Source organism: Arthrobacter sp. OAP107 (assembly GCF_040546765.1).
GTDB lineage: Bacteria > Actinomycetota > Actinomycetes > Actinomycetales > Micrococcaceae > Arthrobacter.
Window position 1 is genome coordinate 2,405,741 of sequence record NZ_JBEPOK010000001.1, and the last position, 15,813, is coordinate 2,421,553.

The 15,813-nt window shown below is 68.5% G+C and carries 15 protein-coding genes; 6 read left to right on the plus strand and 9 right to left on the minus strand.

The annotated features are described in order from the left end of the window. The first annotated feature begins 95 nt into the window (after positions 1-95). Complete coding sequence (locus ABIE00_RS11220; RefSeq protein WP_331571383.1) at positions 96-608, plus strand: hotdog fold thioesterase; 513 nt, start codon at positions 96-98, stop codon at positions 606-608. Between the two features lie 29 nt (positions 609-637). On the opposite strand, the gene ABIE00_RS11225 is transcribed toward ABIE00_RS11220, so the two are convergent. The 6 genes from ABIE00_RS11225 to ABIE00_RS11250 all read right to left on the minus strand — a co-directional run bounded on the left by ABIE00_RS11225 (position 638) and on the right by ABIE00_RS11250 (position 6,063). Next, on the minus strand, positions 638-1,186 hold the full coding sequence (locus ABIE00_RS11225) for a dihydrofolate reductase family protein (RefSeq protein ID WP_354260216.1): 549 nt from the start codon (positions 1,184-1,186) through the stop codon (positions 638-640). A 79-nt stretch (positions 1,187-1,265) separates the two neighbouring features. Beyond that, complete coding sequence (locus ABIE00_RS11230) at positions 1,266-1,487, minus strand: hypothetical protein (protein WP_354260218.1); 222 nt, start codon at positions 1,485-1,487, stop codon at positions 1,266-1,268. Further along, the gene (locus ABIE00_RS11235) at positions 1,484-2,713 is read right to left on the minus strand and encodes an inorganic phosphate transporter (protein WP_354260220.1); all 1,230 of its coding nucleotides are present in this window, start codon (positions 2,711-2,713) and stop codon (positions 1,484-1,486) included. The genes ABIE00_RS11230 and ABIE00_RS11235 overlap by 4 nt, the downstream gene beginning before the upstream one ends. A 187-nt stretch (positions 2,714-2,900) precedes the next feature. Then, a complete protein-coding gene (locus ABIE00_RS11240) occupies positions 2,901-3,419 on the minus strand; it encodes an HAD domain-containing protein (RefSeq protein WP_354260222.1) in 519 nt (172 codons plus the stop codon). Between the two features lie 72 nt (positions 3,420-3,491). Then, on the minus strand, positions 3,492-4,742 hold the full coding sequence (locus ABIE00_RS11245) for an FAD-dependent oxidoreductase (RefSeq protein ID WP_354260224.1): 1,251 nt from the start codon (positions 4,740-4,742) through the stop codon (positions 3,492-3,494). After that, positions 4,735-6,063: an MFS transporter gene (locus tag ABIE00_RS11250; protein WP_354260226.1), complete on the minus strand. Its 1,329-nt coding sequence runs from the start codon at positions 6,061-6,063 to the stop codon at positions 4,735-4,737. The genes ABIE00_RS11245 and ABIE00_RS11250 overlap by 8 nt, the downstream gene beginning before the upstream one ends. 49 nt (positions 6,064-6,112) lie before the next feature. Between ABIE00_RS11250 and ABIE00_RS11255 the strand changes: the two genes are divergently transcribed. From ABIE00_RS11255 to ABIE00_RS11275, 5 genes are all read left to right on the plus strand, one after another. After that, on the plus strand, positions 6,113-6,910 hold the full coding sequence (locus tag ABIE00_RS11255) for an IclR family transcriptional regulator (protein WP_354260228.1): 798 nt from the start codon (positions 6,113-6,115) through the stop codon (positions 6,908-6,910). Positions 6,911-7,032: 122 nt separating this feature from the next. Beyond that, positions 7,033-8,157, plus strand: a complete 1,125-nt coding sequence (locus ABIE00_RS11260) for a cupin domain-containing protein (RefSeq protein ID WP_354260230.1) — start codon at positions 7,033-7,035, stop codon at positions 8,155-8,157. 5 nt (positions 8,158-8,162) lie between these two features. Further along, on the plus strand, positions 8,163-8,987 hold the full coding sequence (locus tag ABIE00_RS11265) for a fumarylacetoacetate hydrolase family protein (protein WP_354260232.1): 825 nt from the start codon (positions 8,163-8,165) through the stop codon (positions 8,985-8,987). Then, positions 8,987-9,751 carry a maleylpyruvate isomerase family mycothiol-dependent enzyme gene (locus ABIE00_RS11270; protein ID WP_354260234.1) on the plus strand — a complete coding sequence of 255 codons (765 nt, stop codon included), beginning with the start codon at positions 8,987-8,989 and terminating at the stop codon, positions 9,749-9,751. Before ABIE00_RS11265 ends, ABIE00_RS11270 begins: the two co-directional genes overlap by 1 nt. Positions 9,752-9,853: 102 nt before the next feature. Then, positions 9,854-12,262 carry a phosphoketolase family protein gene (locus ABIE00_RS11275; RefSeq protein ID WP_354260236.1) on the plus strand — a complete coding sequence of 803 codons (2,409 nt, stop codon included), beginning with the start codon at positions 9,854-9,856 and terminating at the stop codon, positions 12,260-12,262. 123 nt (positions 12,263-12,385) lie between these two features. Here the strand turns inward: ABIE00_RS11275 and ABIE00_RS11280 are convergent, their stop codons facing one another. The 3 genes from ABIE00_RS11280 to ABIE00_RS11290 all read right to left on the minus strand — a co-directional run bounded on the left by ABIE00_RS11280 (position 12,386) and on the right by ABIE00_RS11290 (position 15,630). After that, positions 12,386-12,817, minus strand: coding sequence for a VOC family protein (locus tag ABIE00_RS11280; RefSeq protein ID WP_354260238.1), 432 nt, complete (start codon positions 12,815-12,817; stop codon positions 12,386-12,388). 126 nt (positions 12,818-12,943) lie between these two features. Then, the gene (locus ABIE00_RS11285) at positions 12,944-13,618 is read right to left on the minus strand and encodes a response regulator (RefSeq protein ID WP_331571409.1); all 675 of its coding nucleotides are present in this window, start codon (positions 13,616-13,618) and stop codon (positions 12,944-12,946) included. Beyond that, complete coding sequence (locus ABIE00_RS11290; protein ID WP_354260241.1) at positions 13,615-15,630, minus strand: DUF4118 domain-containing protein; 2,016 nt, start codon at positions 15,628-15,630, stop codon at positions 13,615-13,617. The genes ABIE00_RS11285 and ABIE00_RS11290 overlap by 4 nt, the downstream gene beginning before the upstream one ends. Between the last annotated feature and the right edge of the window lie 183 nt (positions 15,631-15,813).

Consider the following 15,813-nt stretch of genomic DNA (forward strand, 5'->3'; position numbering starts at 1 on the left):
CGGACGGGGACACGGCGATGTCCTCGAGGGTCTGGGTTGTGGACGGAATTGGGGCCGGTTTGGTTGTTTCACTCACAGGTGCCAGCCTAGTTGCCATGATGGACAATTTCACGCCCGGCCCTGCCAGTGAGGCCAGCCCCACAGCCGTGGAGGCCGCAGCCAAAGCCGACTTCAGGGAAGAGCTGTTTGCCGCCGGCGTCCCGGAACACCTCCACGACTGGCTTGCCGGGTACGGCATCGGCGCCCTCGTGGTGAAGATGGGGATCCGGTTCCTGGAGATGAGTCCGGAACGGTGCGTGGCCACGATGCCGGTGGAGGGGAACACGCAGGTGGCGGGCATCCTGCACGGCGGCGCGCACGTGGTGCTGGCTGAAACGCTGGGGTCGTTTGCGGCCGGGATGCATGCCGGTCCCGGCCGCCAGGCACTGGGCATCGAGGTTGGCGCCACACACCACCGCGCCGTGTCCGCCGGCACGGTGACCGGAACCTGCACGGCCATTCACCTGGGCCGCACGCTGGCCACCCACGAAATCGTGATGACCGATGAGCAGGGACGCCGGCTGTCCACGGCGCGCATCACCAACCTCATCCGGGACATCGGCCGGTGACGGCCGTCTTTGGGGCAGCGCCGGTAACCCTAGCGTTCGGGCCAGCGGTACCGGAGCTCTACGATTCCCCGCCCCTGGGGACGGGCCTCCTGCAACTCAAGTGGCGCCGTCGGGCCCTGGGCGAGGGGAAGCAGCCGCTTTCCCGCACCGAGCACCACCGGGATGACCGACACGATCAGTTCGTCCAGCAGGCCGGCGCGGGCGAACTGGGCGGCTAGCTCGCCGCCGCCCACCATCCAGATGTTTTTGCCGGCGGCGTCACGCCGGAGGTCGTCGATGAATTCGGTCACCTCGCCGCGCACGAGCGTGATGTCGGCTTCGGGCGGGGTGCTGAACTCGTGATGGGTGAAGATCCAGCAGGGCGTGCCGGGGTAGGGCCAGTTGCCGGGTTCGTGCTCCATCAGCCACTCGTAGGTGGTCCCGCCCATGACGATGCAGCCGACGCCGGCCATGAAGTTTTCGTAGCTTTCCTTGCCGCCTTCGAAACCGTCGAACTGCAGCAGCCAAGCGAGGTCGTCGTCTGCGGTGGCGATGAAGCCGTCGAGGGAGGACGCAACGTAATACTGGACACTGGGCATGGGCCCAGCCTAGCCACTCAGGTTCCCTCTTCCCAGAGGCGGGGAAGCTCCCGGCGGCGTCCGTGCCGGACCCGGCCGGCTAGCTGCTGAAGTACGGAATGATCAGGTAGAGGCCGAACAGCACGGCGATGCCGCAGAGCCCGAAGCAGACATAAGAGAGATACCTGACCCACGCCGGGGCGACGGCCTGGCGGTCACCGGCGATGGCGGTCAGCCGGACGCCGAGGGAATACAGGACCACTACGGTCACGGCGGCAATCAGGGTGGCGCCGGCCACGGTGAGGAGTTCCAGCCACTTCATCGCTGCGGGCCCTTCGGGTTGTTGTTCTTGGCGCGCTCGGCGGCGCGTGCCCTGGCGAGGGCCTTCTTTTTCGCGAAGCGGACGGCCTGACCGGCCTCTTCGACCTCAACGGCGTTGTGGTGGCCAACCTGGGACTTGCGGGACACCAGGAACATGTACATGACGGTGCCGATGCCGGCCACTGCTGCAATCACCACACCGACAACGCCGGTCTTGACCAGCAGCGCGGTCAGGGCACCGACGATGCCTGCGGCCGGCAGCGTGAGGAGCCAGCCGAGGGCGATCCGGCCCACCATGCCCCAGCGCACCGTGGTGCCCCTGCGGCCCATGCCGGAGCCGATCACCGATCCGGAGGCCACCTGCGTGGTGGACAGGGCAAAGCCAAGGTGCGAGGAGGCCAGAATCGCTGAGGCGGTGCTCGACTCGGCCGCGAAGCCCTGGGCGGGCTTCACTTCGGTGAGGCCGGCGCCCATGGTCCTGATGATCCGCCAGCCGCCGGCGTACGTTCCGACGGCGATGGCGAGGGCGCATGCGGTGATGACCCACAGCTGCGGGCCCGAACCGGGCTGCTGCGTTCCCGCCGAGATGAGCACCAGGGTGATGATGCCCATGGTCTTCTGGGCGTCGTTGGTGCCATGGGCCAGCGCCACCAGGCTGGAGGTGAAGATCTGGCCGGTCCGGAAGCCGCCGCGCTTCTGCGTGAGCTTGCTGCCCGTCTCCGGATCGTGCCGGGACGTCAGCGCATAGGCGATGCGGGTGCAGACGTAGGCCACAAGCCCGGCGATGACCGGGGCGAAAACGGCGGGCAGGATGACCTTCTGAAGCAGCGTCTCAAGGTTGACGGAGTGGAAACCGATGCCAACGATCGCGGCACCGATGAGTCCTCCGAACAGCGCATGGGACGAACTGGAGGGCAGGCCCTTGAGCCAGGTGATCATGTTCCACAGAATGGCGCCCATCAGACCGGCGAAAATGATGTCCGGCGTGATCTGGACCCCGCCGGACCCCTCCCGGATGATGCCGCCTGAAACCGTTTTGGCGACTTCCGTGGACAGGAACGCACCGACGAGGTTGAGGGCCGCCGCGAGGGCAACGGCAGTCTTCGGCTTGATGGCACCGGTGGCAATGGGGGTGGCCATAGCGTTCGCGGTGTCGTGGAAACCGTTAGTGAAGTCGAAAAATAACGCCAGCGCAATGACCAGCGCCACCATGAAGGTGATGTCCACCTGTTGCCCAATCTGCAGAGTCTACGTACAGCAGTTCCACTTCCCCTGCCTGCACTGCACAGCATAGTTCACCCGATGTCTAAGAAAACGTCTGGGGGTGGGGGTAGCGGAGCTGCAGCGCGGCTTGAAACCTTATCGATGGTACGCGCCATGCAGACGAGGTCCAACCTGCAACGCGTTGGCACTGTCACACCTGCCGGTCCTGGCGGCCCGCGAAGGCACGGATGGCCTCCAGGTCGCCCGGCGACAGGCCGGTCCGGGGATCCGGTGAGACCAGCAGGGCCCGGCGGCCAAGGATCCGTGCCCAGGCCTGCGCGCGGCCCTCGAAGGCGAGCTGGTCGTCCACCCAGATGATCCGCTCCGGCGTGTTCCTGCCCACATCGGCCTGGATAGCCTCCAGCTTCCACCACTCCGCTCCGCTTCCGGCCCCGTCGGCGGTGAGCACCGGCCATGTGCTTCCGGCCAGTCCGGTGACCGGGCACAGCACGGCAGGCGCAAGTTCCTCCCAGCTGGTCAGCCAGGCGAACCGGACCCCGGGCCGCAGCGCCAGCCGGTTCAGGGCCGCCACCAGCTCCGCGGCATAGGCCACTTCCAGCATCCCCGCGTACGCGTAGTGCCAGGCCGAGCCCCACGGCGTGGTGCCCGTGGGGCCGAACGGGCACACGACGCCGTCAACATCCAGGTACAGCGTGACTGTATTCTCCACCCGGTTCCTTCACTGCCCGCGGCTCTGCCGCCAACGCTACGGACAGGGCGCCGGGACGGGCAAGGGGCCACGCTAGGCGGAAACCTGCTCCCGGGCAGCAGGCGCCGCTGCGGAGGGCACGCCGTCGCCGTCCTGGCCGTAAAGCCAGTCGTTGTACTGGTAGTCGCCGTCCTTGCGGCTCTTGAAGAGCAGGTTCCGGAGTGTGCGGGCCAGTCCGGAGACGTGCCAGGACTCGCCCCATACGCGGGCGGTGCGCTGCACCCGGGCCGTGCGTGCGGCGCGGGCCGCGTTGAAGTTCCGGATGGCGGCGTCCCAGCCGCCGGCGTCGGCGCCGTCCGCGGTGAAGACGGTCCCGAGGCTGGTCTCCTGCAGCACGGCGGCGTCCTCCAGGGCCTGGCAGGCGCCCTGGGCCAGGTACTGGAGCATGGGGTGCGCGGCGTCGCCCATCAGGACCATCCGGCCGGCCACCCAGTTTTCGATGGGATCGCGGTCGTACATGGGCCAGCGGATGCCGGTGGCCAGGTTCTTCAGTGCGTCACGGACCGCCGGCACGCAGTCCCGGTAAGCGGCCTCGAGCTCGTCCACTCCCCCGTACTGTTCCTCGCCGCGTTCGAAGGATGCCGATTTGAAGACGGCCACCGTGTTGAGCAGCTCGCCCTTCCGCAGCGGGTACTGGACCAGGTGGCAGTCCGGACCAAGGTAGACGATGACGTCCTCGAGGTCGCCCCGGGGCGTGTCAGCCGTGATGGGAACCGTTCCGCGGTAGGCCACGTACGACGACGACACCGGGCCGTCCTGCGCCACCTCGCGGCGGAGCGTGGACTTGAGTCCGTCCGCCCCGAGAACGACGTCTGCCTCGTAGGCGGCCCCGTCCGCCGCCTGTGCGGTGGCGCGGCCGTCAACGGTACGGACAGTTTCGACCAGGACATCGTTGACGAGGCGGACGCCGGCGTCCCGGCAGGCGTCGAGGAGGATGCGGTGCAGATCGCTGCGGTGGATGACGACGTAGGGGGCGCCGTAGCGCTCCTCGAAGCTGTCGCCGAGAGACTGCCGCGTGAGTTCCTCACCCGTCACGGCGTCCCGGAAGACGAGGTGCCTGGGCCGGACACCGATCTCGAGCGCCTTCTCCAGCAGGCCCCAGCGCTTGAGGACGCGGGAGGCGTTGGGTGCCATCTGCAGGCCCGCCCCGACCTCGCCGAACTCCGGCGCCCGTTCAAGCAGGGTGACCTCGGCGCCGTTCTCACGGAGGGCGAGGGCGCCGGCAAGGCCGGCCATTCCGCCGCCGATCACCAGGACGTCCGTGGACGGTTTCGGGTTAGACATTATTGACTCCTACGGGGGTTGAGGTTGTGCGGATGGTTTTGGCGCGGACGGCGATCAGCAGGAGTGCTGCGACGGCGGCCGCCCCGGCGAATGCCAGGAAGTTGGAGTTGACGCCCAGGCCGGCAGCCAGCAGCAGGCCTCCGGCCTGCGGGGCGGCCACCGCGCCGATCCTGCCCACGCCGAGGGCCCAGCCCAGGGCCGTCCCCCGCAGGTGGGCGGGGTAATGGCTGGCAACGGCGGCGATCACCAGGCACTGTGTCCCGTGTGTCCCGACGCCGGCAAGGACCAGCATCAGGTACACCACGGTGACGGGCGGACCGGTGACGAGCACCAGGAGGGCGACGGCGGCTACCGCCGCGGCCACGACCGCCGTCGGGACGGGGCCGAAGCGGGTGCCGGCCCAGGCCGTGGCGACGGAGCCGACCACGGCACCGAGGTTCAGGGCCAGAGCGAAGGTGAGCGCGGAACCGAGGTTGTAGCCGGCCAGCTGCATCAGGTTTGGCAGCCAGGTACCGAGGCCGTACCAGGCAAAGAGGGTCACCAGCGTGGCCACGGCATAGAGGACGCTCACGCCCAGGTAGGGTGCCCGCAGCAGGGAACCGAAACCTGCGCGCCGGTTTTCCGCGGCTGCGGGTCCGTCCGGCAACTGTGTTGGGCTGGTCCCTTTGACGCCTGCCGGCGGCAGGGTCTCCGGCAGGTAGCGCAGGCCCAGGGGGATGATGACCGCCAGGGCCACTACCGCCACGAGGAACATCACGGGCCAGCCGAAGGCCGGGATCAGCGGGATTCCGGCCAGCGCGGCCAGTGATCCGCCGATCGGCACGCCGGACATCATCAGGGTGGCGATGGTGGACCGCCATTTGGCCGGCACGAGTTCCGCCACGAGGGCGTTGGCGGAGGGCACGAGTCCACCGAGTCCGATGCCGGCCAGCAGCCGAAGCGCGCCGAAAATGATGGCGGTCGGGGCGAAGGCGCAGAGGATGGTGAACACGGAGAACAGCACGGCGCATCCGAGGATGGTGCGGCGGCGGCCCCAGGTGTCGGCCATCCGGCCAGCGAAGACGGCGCCGATCATCATGCCCAGGAACGCCATGGACCCGACCGTCCCGGCGGTGGCTTTCGTCAGTCCCCAGCCGGTGTCGTTGATGAGGGCCGACTGGACGGTCCCATAGACGATGAGGTCGTAGCCGTCGAAGACCACCAGCAGCCAGCAGACGAGCACGGCCAGGGCGGACTGTTTGGAAAACCGGGGCGTTGCCGGCGGAAGGGCTGCTCCGGGCGCGGGCCGCTCCGTCGCGGCAGCGGAAGGTGTGTGATTCATGCCACCAACTCTCATGGCTGAAGCACCGGCCCTCCAATAGAATTCTGTTATGCAGAACTTGCCGCTCCGGAAGAAGCCCACCTACTCGATCGAGGCAGTGGACAACGCGCTGCAGCTCCTGCAGCTCCTGCGCGACGGGGGAAGCCTGCGGCTCAAGGATGCGGCCACGGAACTGGGCGTGGCCCCGTCCACCGCGCACCGCCTGCTGGCCATGCTGGTGTACCGGGGCTTCGCCGTGCAGGACGAGACCCGCCGCTACGTCCCCGGGCCTGCGATGGGGGCAGGCCCGGCAGGTGTTACCTGGACCCGGCTGCTGCGGAACCTGGCCCGCCCCCACATGGAGCTGCTGAGCGCCCGCCTCAACGAGACCGTAAACCTCATGATCCGGGTGGGCACCAAGGTCCGGTTCCTGGAAACGGTGGAAGGCACCAGCGCCCTCCGTGTGGGCGACAGGCAGGGCACAGTGCTGCCGGCCAACAGGGCCTCGGGCGGCAAGGCGATGCTCGCCGAACTGGAGCCGGCGCTGCTTGAGCAGCTGTTCCGGAGCGCCAATGCGGAGATTGGCGGCGACAGCATTCCCGAGGCCGAGTACCCGGCGTTCCTGCGCGAGCTCGAAACGGTCCGCAGCAACGGCTTCGCGGCGAATTTCGAGGGCACCGAGGAGGGCATCAGTGCTATGGGCGTGGCCCTGCACAACGGGAAGGGCGAGGTGGTGGGCGCCTTCAGCGTCGCCACCCCGGTGACCAGGTTCCGCGCGGTGTTCGACGCCGGGCTGGTGCCGGTCATGCTCGAAACGCGCAGGCAGCTGGAGATCGACATCGCGGCAAATCCCGCCTCACCCGGCTGAGGGCAGCCGGGCCAGAGCGCATAATTCTGCAAGCCAGAATATGCTGTGGTTCACAGCCCCGGTCTACCTAATCTCGGTAGTACGCGAAGACATCATCATCCGTACACACCGAGGAGGCCGCCGTGTCCATCAGCGCCGAGACCACGACCCATGAATCTGTTGCCGCCGCCCAGGTGGCCCAGGAGCCCACTCCGGAGGAGGCCGAGCAGCTGGAGCAGCTGTACAAGGACTTCGAGCAGGAGAACCTGATCCCCTTGTGGACCGAGATCGGTGACCTGATGCCGATGGTTCCGTCACCGAGGGCCCGGCCCCATGTGTGGCGCTGGAACGATCTCTATCCCTTGGCTGCCCGCGCCGGAGACCTGGTTCCGGTGGGGCGGGGCGGGGAACGCCGGGCCATAGCGCTGGCCAACCCGGGGTTAGGGGGCACGCCCTATGCGACACCGACGCTGTGGGCAGCCATCCAGTACCTGGGCGCCCGGGAGACCGCACCCGAGCACCGCCACTCACAGAATGCCTTCCGGTTCGTCGTCGAGGGCGAAGGCGTCTGGACAGTGGTGAATGGGGATCCGGTGGCGATGCGCCGCGGCGACTTCCTGCTCACGCCCGGCTGGAACTTCCATGGCCACCACAACGACACCGATCAACCGATGGCGTGGATCGACGGCCTGGACATCCCGTTCGTGCACTACGCCGATGCCGGGTTCTTCGAGTTCGGCACCGAGCGCGTCACCGACGAGGCCACCCCTGACATCTCCCGGTCCGAACGCCTCTGGGCCTACCCCGGCCTGCGCCCCCTGTCCGGCCTGGACAACACCACCAACTCCCCCATCGCCGCGTACCGCTGGGAACACACCGACCGGGCCCTGCGCGAACAGCTCCTCCTGGAGGACGAGGGCCACCCCGCCACCGTCTCCCAGGGCCACGCCGCGATCCGCTACACCAACCCCACCACCGGCGGGGACGTCATGCCCACCATCCGCGCCGAATTCCACCGGCTCCGCGCCGGCGCCACCACCGAGCCGCTGCGCGAGGTCGGCTCCAGCGTCTGGCAGGTCTTCGAAGGCACCGGCAGCGTCCTTCTCAACGGCGAACGCAAGGGCCTCGCCAAGGGCGACCTGTTCGTGGTTCCGTCCTGGCAGGAATGGTCTCTTGACGCGGAAACCGAGTTTGATCTTTTCCGGTTCAGCGACGCCCCCATCTTTGAACGCCTGAACTTCAACCGCACCTACACCGAAGGACGCTAGAACGCATGAGACTCCTCACCCTCCGCACCGCTGAAGGAACCAAAGCCGTCCGCCAGGACGGCGGAACCCTCACCGAAATCGACGGCTTCGCCGACGTCGGAGCACTCCTCCGCAACGAAAACTGGGAGGCCACGGCGAAGGCGGCCAACGGCGCGACGCGCGCGCTCGACGGCGCCGACCTCGCCGCCGTCGTACCCTCCCCGGGCAAGATCATCTGCGTGGGCCACAACTACCGGAACCACATCAAGGAGATGGGCCGCGAAATCCCGGACCACCCCACCCTGTTCGCCAAGTACACCGAATCCCTGATCGGCCCGAACGATGACCTGGCGCTGCCGCAGGAATCCGACAACGTGGACTGGGAAGCCGAGCTCGCCGTCGTGATCGGCAAGCAGGGCCGCCGGATCAGCGAGGCCGACGCCGCCGACCACATCGCCGGCTACTCCGTGCTGAACGACATCAGCATGCGCGACTACCAGTTCCGCACCGTCCAGTGGCTGCAGGGCAAGACCTGGGAAAACTCCACCCCGTTCGGCCCCGCCCTGGTCACCAAGGACGAATTCAGCGCAGGCCCGCTCATGACCTCGGCCGTGGACGGCGAGATCCAGCAGACCACCCCCACCGGGGACCTCGTGTTCACCCCGGAATTCCTGGTCTCGTACATCTCCACGATCATCACGCTGAACCCCGGCGACGTGATCGCCACCGGCACCCCCGGCGGCGTGGGCCACGCACAGGACCCCAAACGCTACCTGCAGGAAGACCAGGTCCTGGTCACCACCATCGAGGGCCTGGGCCAGCTGACCAACCGCGTGGTCAAGGAGGCCTGATGCCCGCCCGGCACGACCTCACCACCGATCCGGGCCTGCAGGAACAGCTCCTGCAGGCCCGGCGGGGCACCGCGTTCTTCGCCCGCAAACTCAACGAACTCACCGACACGGAACTCGACGGCGGCTCCCTCCTCCCCGGCTGGACCCGCCGCCACGTCGTGGCCCACGTCGGCTACAACGCCCGCGCGATCGCCCGCCTGGTGGAATGGGCCGGCACCGGGGTGGAGACACCCATGTACCCCTCCACCGAGGTCCGGGACCACGAGATCAACTTCGGCGCCACGCTGAGCCCTATTGCCTTGCGGAATCTCTTCGACCACTCCGCCGTGCACCTGTCCGCCGAATGGCGAGACCTGCCCGGGCGGGACTGGGCCAACGAAGTCAAGACCATCCAGGGCCGCACCGTCCCCGCGACCGAAACCGTGTGGATGCGCACCCGCGAAGTCTGGACCCACGCCGTCGACCTCGACAACGGCGCAACCTTCGCCGACATCCCGGAACCCGTCCTCGAACGGCTGCTACGGGACATCACCGGCGCCTGGCAGGCCCGCGGCACCGATGCCGGGCTGGTCATCCGGGTGGTGGGCACCAACATGGAGTTCGGCGACAAGGGCGGGCGGGATCCGGTAACGGTCAGCGGCCCGCTCGCCGGCGTGGCTGCCTGGGCCGCCGGACGGACAGCTGCAGCAGGCGGCTCCGGCGTCACCGCCAGCCGCGGGACAGAAGTGCTGTCCCGCGTTCCCGCAGCCCCTAAGTGGATCTGAGGGCCGGCTGAATCTGGCGCGGGCAGTGGATCTGAGGGCCAGTAAATCGCCGCGGTAGACTGTGCCGGTCAGCGCTGGAGCGGATTCGACGGAAGGCAATACATGGGCATGGCCGGGGCAAGCGGAACGATTTCGGACGAAGAACTGGACCTCCTGCACCGCTACTGGAGCGCGGCGAACTACCTGACGGTGGCCCAGATCTACCTTCAGGACAATGCGCTGCTGAGGGAGCCGCTGCGGCCGGAGCATATCAAGCCGCGGCTGCTGGGCCACTGGGGCACGGGACCAGGGCTGTCACTCATTTACGCGCACCTGAACCGGCTGATCAGGAACACCTCGGCCGAGGTCCTGTTCATCGCCGGACCGGGCCACGGCGGGCCGTCCGTGGTGGCGAACGTCTACCTCGAGGGCACCTACTCCGAGATCTACCCGGACATCAGCCGCGACGCCGCCGGCCTGCGCCGGCTGGCCCGGCAGTTCTCGACCCCGGGCGGTGTGGGCAGCCACGTGGGCCCGGCCACCCCCGGATCCATCCATGAGGGCGGCGAGCTGGGCTATTCACTCATGCACGCCACCGGCGCGGTGCTGGACAACCCGGATCTCATTGCCGCCTGCGTGGTGGGCGACGGCGAAGCCGAAACCGGCCCGCTCGCCGCTTCCTGGACGGCGCCGTTCTTCCTCAACCCCTCGCGGGACGGCGCGGTCCTGCCCATCCTGCACCTCAACGGGGCCAAGATTTCCGGGCCTACCGTCCTGGGACGCCGCTCGGACGACGATGTTGAGGCCCTGCTGCGCGCCAACGGCTGGGAGCCCGTGACCGTTTCCGGCGACCAGCCCGAGAAGGTCCACCGGGCCCTGGCCGGCGCCGTGGATGACGCTTATGCCACCATCCGGGATATCCAGCAGATAGCACGGGATGGCGGCTCCGGCAGCAGTAAAAGAGTGACGGCGGCCCGCTGGCCGGCGATCATCCTGCGCACGCCCAAGGGCTGGACGGGCCCGGAAACCGTGGACGGCCGCCCGGTGGAGGGCACATTCCGCGCCCACCAGGTTCCCCTGTCCGGGGTCAAGGACGATCCCGAGCACCTGGCGCTGCTGGAGCAGTGGATGCGCTCCTACCGGCCGGAATCGCTGTTCGACGACGACGGCCGGCTTGTTCCCGAACTGGCAGCGCTTGCTCCCGAAGGCAGGCTCCGGATGGGGGCGGCGCCGTGGGCCAACGGCCAGCCGTCCGTACCCCTGGAGATTCCGGACCTCGCGGAGTACGCAGTCGACCCGGGACAGCCGGGTTCCACCAGCATCGAAACCACCAAGCCGCTGGGCGAGCTGTTCCGCGACCTCTACACCGGCACGGCGGACAATCCGAGGTTCCGGCTGTTCTGCCCTGACGAAACCAACAGCAACAGGCTGGGCGCCGTTTTCGAGGCCACCGACCGCTGCCTCATGCTCCCCGGGCAGGACGGGGGCGACGGAGACGACCACGTTTCCACGGACGGCCGCGTGATGGAGGTGCTCTCCGAGCACCTGTGCCAGGGCTGGCTGGAAGGCTACTTGCTGACCGGCCGGCACGGTTTCTTCGCCAGCTACGAGGCGTTCGCCATGGTCAGCGCCTCCATGACCGTCCAGCACGCCAAATGGCTGCAGCATGCCCGCGAGCTGGAATGGCGGTCACCGGTGCCGAGCCTGAACATCCTGCTGACCTCCACATGCTGGCGCAACGACCACAACGGGTTCAGCCACCAGGGGCCGGGCCTGATCGACACGGTGCTGTCCCTGTCCGGCGAGGTGACGAGGATCTACCTGCCGCCGGACACCAACACCCTGCTGGCCGCGGCAGAGCACGCCCTGCGCAGCAAGGACTACGTCAACCTTGTGGTCGTGGACAAACAGTCCCATCCCCAGTACCTGACACTGGCAGAAGCCTGTGCGCACGCCGAGGCGGGAGCCTCCACGTGGGAGTGGGCCGGCAACGAGGACGGCGGCACTGAACCCGACGTCATTCTCGCCTGCGCCGGCGACATCCCCACCGAGGAGGCACTGGCGGCGGCCTGGCTGCTGCAGCGCCACGTTCCCGATGCCACCGTGCGCGTGGTGAACATCATGGACGCCATGGTGCTGCCGCCGCGGGACACGCACCCGCACGGGCTCGACGACGCGACGTTCACGTCACTGTTCACGGACTCCTGCGAAGTGGTGGTGGCGTGGCACGGCTACGCCCGCTCCTTCCACCAGCTCCTGCACGGACGGCCGAACCCGGAAAGGTTCCACGTCCGCGGCTACAGCCAGCAGGGCACCACCACCACGCCGTTCGACATGGTGGTGGTCAACAGGATGAGCCGCTACCACCTGGCGCTGGAGGCACTCCGCCGGCTGCCGCGGCAGTTCGCCGGCGCGGAGGGACTGGCCGATCACTGCAACCGGCAGCTGGACGCCCACGCCCAATATATCCGGGAGCATTTCGAGGACCTGCCCGACATCCGCGGGTGGGTCTGGTCGCCGCCGCAGTCCTAACACCCGTCCCGCTCCCGGACCATAAGTTGCCGAAACTGCAACGCGGGGTCACTTGTCGCCCAATAAGCTCCTGCCATTGGGCGACTAATGACCCCGCGTCCCTTATTCAGGAACCGGGGACATCTAGGAAGCAGGAGCCGCTGAAGCTCCGCTGACGTTCACCAGCCACGCGATGCCGAACTTATCGGTGCACATGCCAAAGATGTCGCCCCAGGGAGCCTTCTCCATCGGGACGGTGACGGAACCGCCGTCCCCGGACAGTTTGTCGTAGTAGCCTCGCAGTTCGGCCTCGTCGTCGCCGCTGAGCGACACGGAGATGCTGCTCCCCGGCGTGTAGTCCATGGAATTGGGGGTGTCGGCGCCCATGAGCACGAGCCCCTTCTCCGAGGTCAGCATCCCGTGCATGATCTTATCCGCCTCCGCGGGATCCTCACTGGCCTGGAACTCCCCGAAGGTGCTGAGCGCCAGGTCGCCGCCGAACACCGACTGGTAGAAGGTCATGGCGTCGCGGGCGTTGTCACGGAAGCTGAGGTACGGGTTAAGCAGGGTGGACACGATCGGTTCTCCTTCGGCTGTACGTACGGCGCCCGGTGTGCGGCGCCCGGCACTACACATGTTGCCGGAATCCGGCGCCCCTTCATAGGGGTTCACGGAAGTTCACGGGCCGTTCATAAGCGCAGGTCAGGGCCGGAAGCGGTAGCCCACGCCCGCCTCGGTCAGCAGATGGCGCGGATTGCCTGTGTCCGCCTCCAGTTTGCGCCGGAGCTGCGCCATGTAGACCCGCAGGTAGTTGGCCTCCTTCTCGTAGGCGGGTCCCCACACGCTGGCCAGGATCTGCTGCTGGGTGATGAGCTTCCCGGGATTCCGCACCAGCAGCTCGAGAATGCTCCACTCCGTGGGAGTGAGCTTTACGGGCTCGCCATTCCGGGTGACCATCCGCCGGCCCAGGTCCACGCTGAACTCCGGCGTGTCCACCGTGGACGGCTCAGTGGCTTCCGGGGCCCGGCGCAGGAGTGCGCGAAGCCGGGCAAGTAGTTCCTCGAGCCCGAAGGGCTTGGTGATGTAGTCGTCCGCACCGGCGTCGAGGGCGTCCACCTTGTCTGATGAGCCGTGACGGGCCGAGAGCACCAGCACCGGGGCGGTGCTCCAGCGGCGGAGCTCCCGAAGCACCGCCGCGCCGTCCATGTCCGGCAGTCCGAGGTCCAGGACAACAATCCCCGGCGGGTTGCGTGAGGCAGCAATCAGGGCGGCCTCACCGTCCGCGGCAGTTTCCACTGTGTAGCCGTGCGCCTGCAGCGTGATCCGCAGGGCCTTCAGCAGATGCTGGTCATCGTCGACCACCAGGACGCCGGTCACTGGGCAGTCTCCTGCGGCGAAACGGCAGGTGGGACTGCAGCAGCGGCGGAAGACCCGCCGTCGTCCCCGCCGTGTCCCGTTGCACCGTGTCCCGTCGACAGCGGAAGCCGGATGACCATGGTGAGTCCCCCGCCGGGCGTCTCCTCTGCCGCCAGGCTGCCGCCCATGGCCGAGACGAATCCCCTGGCCACGGCGAGTCCCAGGCCGACGCCGGTTGACTGGGAAAGATCGTCCAGGCGCTGGAAGGGGCGGAACATGGCCGGCACGTTGCGGTCCGGCACGCCGCGCCCGTGGTCGATGATCCGCAGTTCACCGGCCGGGTGGCCGTTGAGGACCGCGCCGCTGAGCCCGCCCGACGCCGACGTCACGGTGACGTCGGATGCCGGCGCGTATTTGACGGCGTTTTCCGCGATGTTGGCGATGACGCGCTCCAGCAGGACGGCGTCGGCGTCGACGGCGGGCAGGTTCGGCGGCAGCACTACCCGCACGCTGCCCTGCGGCAGGCCGCGCAGCGCTGCCGGAACGACGTCGAGCCAGCGGACGGGCTTCAGCAGGGGGCGTACAGAGTCGGCCGTGATCCTGGACATGTCGAGGAGGTTCCCCACCAGGGCGTCCAGCCGGTCCGAGCATTCGTCGATGGTTTCCAACAGCTCCTGTTGCTCCTCAGGTGTGTACGTGACGGCGGTCTGCAGAAGACCGCCGACGGCGAGCTTGATACCGGCGAGCGGTGTGCGGAGGTCGTGCGAGACGGCCCGCAGGATGGCGGTGCGCATGGTGTTTCCCTCGGCCAGCCGCAGCACCTCCAGGCGGCTGGCTGCCAGCTGCTGGCGCTCCAGCTGGGCCAGCACGTGCGCGGCAAAGGCGCCCAGCAGGCTGCTGTCCGCGGCGGGCACCGTCCTGCCGAACAGTACCAGCCAGGTGTCGTCGTCGACCGGCTCCACGGTGTGCTCGGGTTCCACGGCGTCCCCGGCGAAGTCCGCGCCGTCCCGTTCAGAATCGGTCAGCTCGCCCGCGCTCGCGAGCAGCTTCCTCCGTGGGATGCTCTCCCCGTCCCGGATGGCCTCCGGGTCTCCGAAAGCCGGCGTGTCAGGGGAATCTGCCCCATTCCGGAAAGCGGGCCCGCTGTACAGCGCCGCGCCGCGGACACCGAAGACGTCCAGTGCCTGTTCCAGCAGGCTGCCCACCGTGTCCTCCGCGCGGGTGGCGCCGCGGGCCAGCTCGCCGAGTGTTGCCGCCTCGGCCCGCGCCCGGGCGGCCTCCTTGGAGCGCCGGGCAGACCTGTCCACCACGCCTGCCACGGCCACCGAGACACCCACGAACACGCCAAGGGCCAGCAGGTCCTGCGGGTCCTTGATGGCCAGCTCACCCACCGGCGGCGTCGAGAAGTAGTTGACCAGCAGGCTGCTCCAGAGCGCACCCGCCACACCCGGCCACAGGCCGCCCACGAGTGCCACGGCCACGGCCCCGGCGAGCTGGACCAGGGTGGCGGTGGCCACGCTGTGCTCGATCACGGCGAGCGCCAGCTGCATCAGGATGGGAATGGCGACCGCCAGCACGAACCCGGCGGCGACGCGCACGCGGCCAAGGTCCCGCTGCCGCCTGCGGCCCGCACCGCGCCCGGCCAGCGGATGCGGCACCACCTGCACGTCGAGGTCACAGGCACGGCGGATGATCCGCGTCTCCGTTGCGCCGGTCAGGATCCTGGACACCGGGTGTGCCCGTGACTGGCCGATGACCAGCCGGGTGGCGCCGACGTGGGACGCGAACGCGAGGAGTGCTTCGACGGGGTCGTGCGCGGCGACGGTGTGGTAGCTGCCGCCCAGATCCACCACCAGCCTGCGCTGGGATTCGAGGGCGCTGGTTGATTCGCGCGACGCGCCCTCCGCCGAGCGGATGTGCACGGCGATCAGGTCCCCGCCGCCGGCGCCGTCCAGGACCTTGACGGCGCGGCGGATCAGGACCTCCCCCTCAAGGCCTCCCGACAGGCCAATGACGATCCGTTCCCCTGCCATGACGCCATTCTTTCACTGCCCGTCTCCCAGCTGTCACCGGCCTCTGTGCTGTCCACCGGCCCGGGCAGCACGCGCGATGGGGGTGCCTCACAACCGCGTTAAGGATCCGTCAAGATTCCGCTGCCGGCGGTTCCTGCCTTCCTGCCCGGTGCTACGTTCGGCTTTGCCCGCTGCGATAGGCAG